The sequence below is a fragment of the Streptomyces sp. NPDC058880 genome (assembly GCF_042742535.1).
GTDB lineage: Bacteria > Actinomycetota > Actinomycetes > Streptomycetales > Streptomycetaceae > Streptomyces.
On record NZ_JBHYMC010000079.1, the window covers coordinates 19,281 to 29,571 of the forward strand.

Sequence of the window (10,291 nt, forward strand, 5' to 3'; positions counted from 1 at the left end):
GTCCGGGTCAGGCCGCACCAGTAGCCGACCGGCTGGGTGGCCAGCATGTCATCGGTGGCGGCCGCGTTCGCCGGCACTTGGTCGGCGGTGGATCCAGCCAGTAATTCCATGATCACGACGCTACGTTCCTCCGGCGTGCCGAACCATCGGAATGCGACGTTCGCTGCAACTCTCCCCCGGTCGGCCGCTCCCGCTCGGCCGTACCGGTCGGAGCGCCGGCTCAGGCAGTCGGCTCAGGGAGTCGGCTGCGGGGCGGCCTTGAGGGACTGCCGGGCCAGCCGGAAGGCCGGGAGCATCTGCTCGTGCTCGGTGGAGTCCAGACCGCCCAGGTGGACGACGACCCCCTCGCCCGCCGGGGTGACGACAGCGAACGCGCTCTCCTGCTTCGGCTCGTCGAGGGCGGCCGTCTCATAGGCGACCTGCACCGTGGGCAGTTCGCCGCCTCCCGCGCCCGTCTTCAGATCGGTGTAGACGGGGGACCCTCCGCTCGTCCGCTCCCCGGTCACGAACGCCTCGAGGACTCCGCGGGCGTCCCCGGCCGTGACGGGCTGATCGGCGACCCAGACCCGCAGGAATCCGATGTTCCCGCTGGCTTTGGCACTGATCTCGCAGGCGAGCGTCGTCCCGCCCTGCTCGAACAGTGACGCGAACTGCTCGTCCCCGACGTGGGTGACGGCCTTCGGCTCCCAACCCGGGGCCAGGTCGAAGGAGACCGGCAGTCGGCACGGCGAACCGTCACCACCGACCTGACCGGCGGCCTTCACACCCGGGCTCGGGGCGGACACTGTCGGTTCGGTGTCCTGCCCGCTCGCTCCGGCCCGGGCTGCCTGCGCATCCGACGGCCCGCAGGCGGCGGCTCCCGCCACCAGGGCGCCCAACCCCAGCCCTGCCGCAACGAATCGCACCCGCTTGCGCCGCACCGTCCCTACTCCCCCTGCTCGGCATGCCGACGAAAAGAACGGTCAACTTAGCAGGTCCGGCAGGCGCGCCGTCGTCCCCCGTGCCGGTGCCGCGCGGGTGGCCGGTGCCCGCGCGGCACCGGCGCGGGCCGAGAGGGGGCGGTCCGCCCGTGCGTGCCGCCCCCAGGGGTCACTTGGTCTGGTAGACGCCGAAGACGTCGATCACCAGGTCGGCGTCCTCGTGGCCCTGGTTCCAGAAGTCGATGACGCCGTGTTCGCCGTCGCTCGCCTGCACCAGGTTCGGTACGGTCGCGCCTGCCGTCCAGTTGAGGGTGGAGGAGCCGGGGCGAGTCGCGGCCGACGGGGTAGGCTCCCCCGGTTCCGGCAGCGCGTAGGGGCTCGGCGCCACCGAGAGGAACCCGGTGCCCGCGGTCTCGGTGACCGTGGCGTTCAGTACGTAGGCCTCGACACCCGCCGCGGTCGCGGACTCGGGGGTGAACCCCTGGGAGATGTACTCCCGGGCCCGGAACCGGCCCCCGGGCCAGCCGTAGGCCTGCTGCCGGGTGTCGAGGGTCCGGAACGGGGTGAAGGGCAGGAAGGCGGCCTTGCTGTCCTTGCTGTAGTAGCCGACGACGTCGACCACCACGTGGGTGGGTGACCAGGCACCGTTGAAGACCTTGATCGTCCCGTCCGGTGCCACCGGCACGATGACGGCGTTGGCCACCGTCTGGCCCGGCACGAAGTTCACGTTCGACGCCGTCGGGGCCTGGCCGGTACCGGAGAAGGCGGTCAGGTGGCCGGGCCCCTGGGGCTCGGTCACCGTGACGTTCAGTGCCACGGCCGTGATGTTCTCGGGCACGCCCTGCAGGCCGCCGATCCGGGTCGTGAAGGCACTGCGGGCGGCGAGCATGCCCTTGGCCGTGCCGATGCCCTCGCGGGTGTCCACGAAGCGGGCCGGCGTCATCGAGGTGTAGCCGCTGTCCGAGGCCCGGGTGAAATAGCCGGTGACGTCGGCGATCAGGTCCACCGAGCTCCAGCCGCCGTTGAAGAGCTCCACGTATCCGTCGTCGCCGACCGGCACGATCACCAGGTTCGGGACGGAACTGCCCGCCGTGTAGTTCAGGTTCGAGGTGTCCGGGCGGTCGTAACCGGCTCCCGGCCACGCGGTCACGTAGCCGCTGTCGACGGTCTCGGTGACCGTGACGTTGAGGGCGACCGCGGTGACGCCTGCCGGAATGGAGGCGTTGCCGGCGATCTTCACCCGGGCCGTGCCCTGCCCGGGAACCTTGCCCGCGGCCGCGCCTGTGCCGTCGCGGGTGTCGAGGAGCCGGGTCGGGGTGTGCGGGGTGAAGTCGGAGCCGGGGGTGAGGAAGGCCCCACCGTTGGTGGCCTGGACGGCGTTGGCGCCGTCGGTCACCGTCACTTTCACCTGATACTCGCCGGACTTGTCGTAGGTGTGCGAGTGGTGCAGTTCGGCGTTGCCCTGGGCGGTGGCCGTGTCGGTCTTGCCGTCGCCCCAGTCGATGACGACGTCCAGTGCGACGTCGGCGCTCGTGATCAGGGTGGTGAGTTCGATGCCGTGCGCGGTGTAGCTGGTGCCGCTGACGTCCACCGCGAGGGCGGGATTGGCGCTCGCGTCGAGTGCGGCCTGCTCGGTCGAAGCGGCGGCGGTCTGCGGCGCGGCGGTCCTGGCGTTCGCCAAGGTGCTCCCCCCGGTTTTCGCACCGGTGGAGGCGGGCAGAGTGGTGCGGACCGTGCGGCCCGCGGGGCTGTGGAAACCCTGGGACGTGGATGCCTTGTCGATCGCGTCGGCCACGCCGGCCGCGACGGGTACGGGATCAGCCGCCTGAGCGGTGCCCGGGATGATGCCGAGACCTGCCGCCACGAAGGCAGCGGTCATTACGAGTCGGTGGTTGCGCACCGGCCCCCCAGTGGTGGTGATGAGCGAAGAGCGGCCAACGTATGGAAGGTTCCGGCCAAGGGTCACGGGGTTCCGGCACGATTCACTCCTTAGGGGTCGACGCTTTACCGGCTGTGCGGTTTGCGATCGACAGGAGGTGGTCCGGCCCGCAGTGTGGCGGACGGCCTGGGCGCCGACCGGCCGCTCCAGGGCCCGTGAGGGCGTCGACGGGGACGGCGTCAGGCCGCGGCCCAGCGCTCCGTGATCAAAGTGGCCTGTTCCCGCAGGGCCTCGATCAGTTCCCGGGCGGCCGCGGCCGAGGTGGAACGCAGCAGGGCGACGCTGATCTCACGGGCTGGCTCGGGGTGGGCCAGGGGCCGCACCACCAGGTCGGGCCGGGGGTGTCCCAGGGCGAGCCGCGGGACCAGGGCGACGCCCGTCCCGGCCGCGACGAGGCCCTGGACCACCGCGTAGTCGTCGGTACGCATCGCGTGCAGGGGTTCGAATCCCTCCTGTGCGCACGCCCAGGCGAGCACCCGGTCGCAGGGGTCGTGGGGGTCGGCCGCGCCGACCCACATGGTGTCTCGCAGCTCGCCGAGGGGTACCCGCTCCAGCGCTGCGCACGGGTGGTCCTCCGGCAGGACCAGGAAGAGCGGGTCGGCCAGCAACGGGTGCACCTCGAAGTCCTCGTCGAGATCGAGGCGGTCGCCGGGCTGCGAGAACACGAGGGCCGCATCCAGCTCGCGCGCCCTCAGCCCGCGCAGCAGGAGGGGGAGTTCGCCCTCGGTGAGCGAGATGTGCACCCCCTGGCGGTGGAGGCGCCTGACTGCCGGGGCGAGCAGCAGGGCTCCTGCAGTGGGGAAGGTACCGATGTGCAGTGTGCGCATGCCGCGCTCGGCCAGGCCGCGTACTTCCAGCTCGGCCCGGCGCAGCCGTTCGAGCACGGCCTCGGCGTGCGGCAACAGGGCTTCGCCGAGCTCGGTCAGGGTGGCTCCGCGGGGGCCGCGCCGGACGAGGCGGGCGTCGAAATGGGCTTCGAGGGCGGAGAGGTGGTGGGTGATCGTGGGCTGGCTGTAGTGCAGTGCGCGGCCTGCGGCGGCGAGCGAACCCTCCTGCGCGATGGAGCGCAGCACCTGGAGGTGCCTGACGTCGAGCATATAGACATCCTATGGAGGGGTAACGAAAAGTCCATCCTTCTTCGATGGGCCGGGGACTGTCACGCTCGCAGCGTGAACACGAGAACCACCGGTCGGTATGCCTCCTGCTCCCCCGTACCCGTCCCCGTCGTACCCCCGCCCTCCCGCGCCGGCGCCGCCGCCGGCCAGCTGAGTGCCCCGTACGCCGAGGCCCTGCTGCGCCATGCCGGGCAGGACTGGCTGCGGCTGAACGTTCCCGGGCACGCCGCGGCCCCCGACTCGGGCCTCGCCGGATTCCTCGGCCGGGCCATCACGGAACTGGACTTCCCGCCGCTGCTCGACGGCATCGACCTGGGCCCGGACACGCCGCTGGACCGGGCCTTGGGGCTGGCTGCCGAAGCCTGGGGCGCGCGACGTACCTGGTTCCTGACGAACGGTGCTTCGCAGGGCAACCAGATCGCCTCGATGGTCGTCCCCGCCCTCGGGCGCACGCTCGTGGTACAGCGCAGCGTGCACTCCAGCGTGATCGACGGGCTGGTGCTGTCCGGCATGGACGCCGTCTTCGTCCAGCCGTCCGTCGACCCCGAGCAGGGCATCGCCCACGGTGTGACTGCCGCGGACGTGGCGGCGGCGCTGGAGCGGACACCGGACGCGGCCGCCGTGTACATCGTCTCGCCGAGCTACTTCGGGGCGGTCGCCGACGTACGGGCCATCGCGGACACCGCCCATGCCGCGGGCGTCCCGCTGATCGTCGACGAGGCGTGGGGATCGCACTTCGGCTTCCATCCCGCACTCCCCGCGCGTGCTCTCTCCCTGGGCGCGGACCTGGCAACCTCCAGTACGCACAAGCTGGCGGGGAGTCTGACGCAGTCGGCCATGCTCCATCTGGCGGAGGGGCCCTTCGCGGACCTGCTCGAACCCCTCGTGGACCGGGCGTTCCGGCTCGTGCAGTCCACGAGCGCGAGTGCCCTGCTGACGGCGTCGCTGGATCTCGCCCGGCGGAGTCTGGTCACCGGCGGCGCCGCGACGGACGGCTCCGTCACGGCCGCGGACGCGGTCCGGGGAGCCGTCCGCGCGCTGGGCCGGTTCACCGTGGTGAGCGACGGGTTCCACGCCTTCCGCGACATCGTCGGCGCAGATCCGCTGCGGATCGCGATCGACACCCGCGCCGGGGGCATCACGGGCCACGAGGCCCGGCGCCGGCTCTTCCGGGACCACCGGATCATGGTCGAGGTGGCGACCGGCGCAGCGGTCGTGGCCGTGATCGGTGCGGGATCCGCCCCCGACACCGACCGGTTCGTCGAGGCGCTGCACTCCCTGCCCGCCCCGCTCACCGGCCCGGCCGGCCACGGCGGCATGCCGCGGCTGCCGGAGCCCGGCGCCACCAGACTCACCGCCCGAGAGGCGTTCCTGAGCCCCGCCCGCGTCGTGACGGCGCAGGAGGCCGTCGGCCGGATCTCCGCGGACACGCTGGCCGCGTACCCGCCGGGCATCCCCAACGTCCTGCCGGGCGAGGTCATCACCGCCGGGGCCGTCCGGTTCCTGCAGCGGACCGCGGCCGCTCCGAACGGCCACGTACGTGGTGCGCTCGACCCGGGTGTGACGCGCCTGCGCGTGGTCGCCTGAGCGCCCGGTTGTCGTCGGCGCGACGGTCGCCCCGCCCCGTCCGGCGGGTTCCGCCGAAAAAGTCCGGGCCCTGATGTCGAGAAGGGGTTTCCTGCTCCGTCCCCGGTGTGAAGGCGGCCAGAATGGGTCGCACCAGCACCGAGGAGATGCACCATGGCGAAGTACCTGCTGCTCAAGCACTACCGGGGCGCTCCCGCCGCGGTCAACGGCGTCCCCATGGCCCAGTGGACGCCCCAGGAGATCTCTGACCACATGCAGTACATGCACGACTTCGCGGCGCGGCTCGAGAAGACGGGCGAGTTCGTCGACGGGCAGGCGCTGGCGCCCGAGGGGACGTGGGTGCGGTACGACGGCGAGGGCCGGCCGCCGGTCACCGACGGGCCGTTCGCCGAGACCAAGGATCTGATCGCCGGCTGGATGGTGATCGACGTCGACGGCTACGAGCGCGCCGTGGAGCTGGCCGGAGAGCTGTCGGCGGCTCCCGGGGCGGGCGGGAAGCCGATCCACGAGTGGCTCGAGGTGCGCCCGTTCCTGTCCGCGCCGCCCACCATCACGGAGTGACAGCGGGATGGACGAGGTCCTTCTGCGGAGCCTCACGCCCGGGGTGCTCGCCGTCCTCGTCCGCCGCGGAGCCGACTTCGCGGCGGCCGAGGACGCCGTGCAGGACGCGCTGGTCGAGGCGGTCCGCGTCTGGCCGGACGACCCGCCACGGGACGCCAGGGGCTGGCTGATCACCGTGGCATGGCGCCGGTTCCTCGACGTGAACCGGGCCGACGCCTCCCGGCGCCGACGGGAGGACCTCGTCGACCGGGAGCCGGAGCCCGGGCCGGCGCCCGCCGTGGACGACACGCTCCGACTGTACTTCCTGTGCGCGCACCCGTCGCTGACGCCGTCGTCCGCGGTCTCGCTCACCCTGCGTGCCGTCGGCGGGCTCACCACCCGCCAGATCGCCCGGGCCTACCTGGTGCCCGAGGCGACGATGGCGCAGCGGATCAGCCGTGCGAAGCGCACCGTGTCCGGCGTGCGGCTGGACCGGCCCGGAGATGTCGCCACCGTGCTGCGCGTGCTGTACCTGGTGTTCAACGAGGGGTACTCGGGTGACGTCGACCTCGCCGCCGAGGCCATCCGGCTCACCCGGCAGCTCGCGGCCGGGGTCGACCATCCCGAGGTGGCCGGACTGCTCGCGCTCATGCTGCTCCACCACGCGCGGCGGGCGGCCCGGACGGCGCCCGACGGCAGCCTGGTGCCGCTCGCCGAGCAGGACCGGGACCGGTGGGACACGCAGATGATCTCCGAGGGTGTCGCGGTGTTGCAGGGGGCGCTGGCGCGCGACCGGCTGGGCGAGTTCCAGGCCCAGGCCGCCATCGCGGCGCTCCATGCGGACGCGCCCGCCACCGAGGAGACGGACTGGCCGCAGATCGTCGGCTGGTACGACGAGCTCGTCCGCCTGACCGACAGCCCGGTCGTGCGCCTCAACCGTGCGGTGGCCGTGGGCGAGGCAGACGGGCCGCGGGCCGGCCTGGCGGCCCTCGCGGCGCTGGACACTTCGCTGCCCCGCCACACTGCGGTGGCGGCGTACCTCCACGAACGCGACGGCGACCCGGCGACGGCGGCCCGTTTGTACGCGGAGGCGGCGCTGAAGGCTCCGAACCTCGCCGAGCGCGACCACCTGACCCGCCAGGCCGCCCGGGTCAACGCACAACTGGACGAAGGCCGATCCGGTTGAGGCGGGGCTGCCTCGCGCCGGGCGGCGATCAGGCGCGGTGCTCGGTGGTGGTGTCGCCCAGGAGGAGGCGCTTTTGCGGCTTGCCCATGGCGTTGCGCGGGACCGACTCGACGAAGCGGACTTCGCGGGGGCGTTTGTGGACGGACAGGTGGGCGGCGACGAAGTCGGTGAGCTCGGCTCCCGTCACCCCCTCCGCGACGACGAACGCGACGATCCGCTGTCCGAGGTCCGTGTCGGGGACCCCGACCACGGCCGCCTCACGGACCCGGGGATGGTCCAGGAGCGCGTTCTCGATCTCGCCCGCGCCGATCCGGTACCCGCCCGACTTGATCATGTCGGTCGAGGCACGGCCCACGATCCGGTGGACGCCGTCCTTCTCGTCGACAGCCGCGATGTCACCCGTACGGAACCAGCCGTCCTCGGTGTACGCGGCGGCGGTCGCCTCGGGCCGGCCCAGGTAGCCGGAGAACAGCGTGGGGCCGGTCAGCTGGAGTTCGCCGATCTCCGCGCCCTCCTCGGCCGCGATGCGGGTGGCGACGCCCGGCAGCGGCGTCCCGACCGTGCCCGGGTGGAGGCAGCCGCCGGCCCGGCCGCTCACGGTGATCAGCGTCTCGGTCATCCCGTACCGCTCGACGATGCGGTGTCCGCTCACCCGCTCGATGTCCCGGAAGACCGGCGCGGGCAGCGCCGCACTGCCCGACACCAGGAGCCGCGCCCCCGACAGGGCGGCGGCGGCCCGGGGCTCACGGGCCACCCGGGACCACACGGTCGGCACACCGAAATACAGGCTCCCGCCCGCGGCCGCGTACGCCTCCGGGGTCGGCCGGCCGGTGTGCACGAGGCGGCTGCCGGTGCGCAGGGCTCCGAGGACACCGAGGACGAGGCCGTGGACGTGGAACAGCGGGAGCCCGTGGACCAGGGTGTCCTCCGCGCTCCACTGCCAGGCCTCGGCGAGCGCGTCCAGGTCGGCGGTGATCGCCGCGCTGCTGAGGACCACGCCCTTGGGGGCTCCGGTGGTGCCCGAGGTGTAGAGGATCAGCGCGGGATCCTCCGGGGCGTGCACCCGGGCCGGTACGGGGGTCCTGTCCGAGCGGCGGGCGAAGTCGACCTCGACGGGGCGGGCCCCGGAGTCGCGCAGGATGTGGCCGCGCTCGGCCGGACCGGCGTCGGGCGGCAGCGGGACGCACGGTACTCCGGCGAGCAGCGCACCGACCACGGCGGCCACCGTTTCCAGGGAGGCCGTGGCGGTCACCGCGAAGGCGGGGACCCCCGATGCGGTGAGATCCGCCGCCACCTGCCGGGCGGCTCCCAGGAGTTCCTCGTAGGAGGCGGTTCGGCCGGCGACGGTGACGGCGTCCGCACGGTCCCCGTGGACACCGGTGAGGGCGGTCAGCATGGCAGGTGACTCCGTTCGGCGGTGACGTGGGGGGCGGGCGGTGGAGCGAGGGTCCGGTCTGTCAGCCTACGCGGCCCCCGGACCGGTCCCCCGCACCCTATGATCGGCGTGACCTGACCGTTCAAAGACCAGTTCCTGACCCGATACTCGATCCGGGGGAGCCTCACGTGGAGACGGCACGGCTGGCGACGATGATCGCCGCGACGATCACCGTCGGATGGATGAGCGGCCTCTTCTACGGGTTCTCCGTGGCCGTGATGCCGGGTCTGCGGGTCGCCGGCGACCGCACGTTCATCGAGAGCATGCAGCGCGTCAACGTGGCGATCCTCAACGGCTGGTTCTTGCTGGGCTACGTCGGTGCGCTCGTGTTCGTCGCGGCCGCAGTGGTCCTCCACGCCGTGGGCGGTGGCGGGCGGGACGCGCTGGTGCCGCTGGCCGGCGCGCTCGGCGCGTATCTCGCGGCAATGGCCGTGACGGCGAGGGTCAACATTCCGCTGAACAACGCCCTGGAACAGGCCGGCCGGGTCGACGGCATCGGCGACCCCGCGGCGGTCCGGCGGGCCTTCGAATCACCGTGGGTACGCGCCAACGCGTGGCGGTCCGTGCTGTGCACGATCGCCCTCGGCTGCCTCGCCTGGGCCCTGGTCCTCCACTGACGGAGGAGCTCGGGGCCGGCCGGGCCGACGGGCGTTCACCGGGTGGCGCGGCCGTGGAGGAGCAGGGCACGGGCGAGTGCGGCCAGCGCGGTGGTGCACAGAAGTGTGCGGATGATGTTGGTGGTCACCCAGGTCGTCCTGAACCGCTCGACGATCCCGAAGTCCTTCATCCCGGCGACGTCGCCCGCGCCGGCGAGCTCGTTGTTGAGGGGGATGTTCACGGCGAAGGTGATCAGCAGGACGACGAGGTAGGCCGCGGCGGCCGCACCCACCCAGAGCGCCACGGCCCGCCGCCCGCCGCGGAACTCCAGGACCGCCGACAGCACGGCGGCCACCAGCGCCAGCAGGAAAACGGTTCCGAAGAGCGGGTTGCCGTCGATCGCCTTGTTGAAGGCGCGCATCGCCACGACGTACGTCTGCTCGTCCCCGGCCGCGAGCCCGGGCATCACGGAGACGTCGAAGGCGAAGAACAGGCCTGCCATCAGGCCCACCAGGACGGCGGAGACGGTCAGCACGGCGGTGGCCGGCCGGGTGCCCTTCGCGGGCGGACCCGTGGGAGTCGGCGGAGCCGGGGGTGCGGGCTGCGTGGGCTGTGCGGGCGGCACAAACGGCGACGGACCGGCAGGCATGCGGTGTACGTCCTCTCCCCAACGGTGGTGCGTTCCGGACACGAAGGGCCGATCCTGACAGCAAACGGCCTTCTTTACGAGGGGGTTGGGGCGAGGTGTGAGTGAATCTTGCGGGCAGGCGCGGTACATGACTGATGTGAGCATGACGGTAAGCGCGCGTATCGCGGACGCCCCGGTGCGGCCGCATGTGGCCGCGATGGCGGTGGCGATCCTCATCCTCGTCCACAGCATCGTCAGGGACCGCCGGTTGTCCTTCGGGCCGGCAGGGATCCGCCCCCGTGGACGCGCCGAGGCCTGTCCCGTCGTGATCGACGGGACAGGCC

At 72.6% G+C, this 10,291-nt stretch carries 10 protein-coding genes; 5 read left to right on the forward strand and 5 right to left on the reverse strand.

Going from position 1 to position 10,291, the window contains the following annotated elements; genetic code table 11:
• Positions 1–233 precede the first annotated feature (233 nt).
• The 3 genes from ACFW2G_RS29845 to ACFW2G_RS29855 all read right to left on the reverse strand — a co-directional run bounded on the left by ACFW2G_RS29845 (position 234) and on the right by ACFW2G_RS29855 (position 3,956).
• Complete coding sequence (locus ACFW2G_RS29845; RefSeq protein WP_384681107.1) at positions 234–920, reverse strand: lipoprotein; 687 nt, start codon at positions 918–920, stop codon at positions 234–236.
• Between the two features lie 169 nt (positions 921–1,089).
• Entirely contained in the window at positions 1,090–2,799 is a 1,710-nt protein-coding gene (locus ACFW2G_RS29850) for a PKD domain-containing protein (protein WP_384585077.1), read from the reverse strand.
• Positions 2,800–3,038: 239 nt separating this feature from the next.
• Positions 3,039–3,956 (reverse strand): LysR family transcriptional regulator, encoded by a 918-nt coding sequence (locus tag ACFW2G_RS29855; RefSeq protein WP_037922607.1) that lies wholly within the window; start codon positions 3,954–3,956, stop codon positions 3,039–3,041.
• A 72-nt stretch (positions 3,957–4,028) separates the two neighbouring features.
• On the opposite strand from ACFW2G_RS29855, the gene ACFW2G_RS29860 reads away from it, so the two are divergent.
• The 3 genes from ACFW2G_RS29860 (at position 4,029) to ACFW2G_RS29870 (ending at position 7,287) form a co-directional block, all read left to right on the forward strand.
• On the forward strand, positions 4,029–5,561 hold the full coding sequence (locus tag ACFW2G_RS29860) for an aminotransferase class I/II-fold pyridoxal phosphate-dependent enzyme (RefSeq protein ID WP_384585074.1): 1,533 nt from the start codon (positions 4,029–4,031) through the stop codon (positions 5,559–5,561).
• Between the two features lie 153 nt (positions 5,562–5,714).
• Positions 5,715–6,122 carry a YciI family protein gene (locus ACFW2G_RS29865; RefSeq protein ID WP_037922605.1) on the forward strand — a complete coding sequence of 136 codons (408 nt, stop codon included), beginning with the start codon at positions 5,715–5,717 and terminating at the stop codon, positions 6,120–6,122.
• A 7-nt stretch (positions 6,123–6,129) separates the two neighbouring features.
• Positions 6,130–7,287 carry an RNA polymerase sigma factor gene (locus tag ACFW2G_RS29870; protein WP_384585071.1) on the forward strand — a complete coding sequence of 386 codons (1,158 nt, stop codon included), beginning with the start codon at positions 6,130–6,132 and terminating at the stop codon, positions 7,285–7,287.
• A gap of 28 nt (positions 7,288–7,315) precedes the next feature.
• On the opposite strand, the gene ACFW2G_RS29875 is transcribed toward ACFW2G_RS29870, so the two are convergent.
• Entirely contained in the window at positions 7,316–8,683 is a 1,368-nt protein-coding gene (locus ACFW2G_RS29875; RefSeq protein WP_384454864.1) for an acyl-CoA synthetase, read from the reverse strand.
• Between the two features lie 167 nt (positions 8,684–8,850).
• Here ACFW2G_RS29875 and ACFW2G_RS29880 point away from each other — a divergent pair, with 167 nt between their 5' ends.
• Positions 8,851–9,339 (forward strand): DUF1772 domain-containing protein, encoded by a 489-nt coding sequence (locus ACFW2G_RS29880; RefSeq protein ID WP_384454867.1) that lies wholly within the window; start codon positions 8,851–8,853, stop codon positions 9,337–9,339.
• A 35-nt stretch (positions 9,340–9,374) separates the two neighbouring features.
• On the opposite strand, the gene ACFW2G_RS29885 is transcribed toward ACFW2G_RS29880, so the two are convergent.
• Positions 9,375–9,968, reverse strand: a complete 594-nt coding sequence (locus tag ACFW2G_RS29885) for a DUF1772 domain-containing protein (protein ID WP_384454870.1) — start codon at positions 9,966–9,968, stop codon at positions 9,375–9,377.
• 142 nt (positions 9,969–10,110) lie between these two features.
• Between ACFW2G_RS29885 and ACFW2G_RS29890 the strand changes: the two genes are divergently transcribed.
• Positions 10,111–10,291 (forward strand): hypothetical protein (locus ACFW2G_RS29890; RefSeq protein WP_384681110.1); only part of this gene is annotated, 181 nt, incomplete at its 3' end.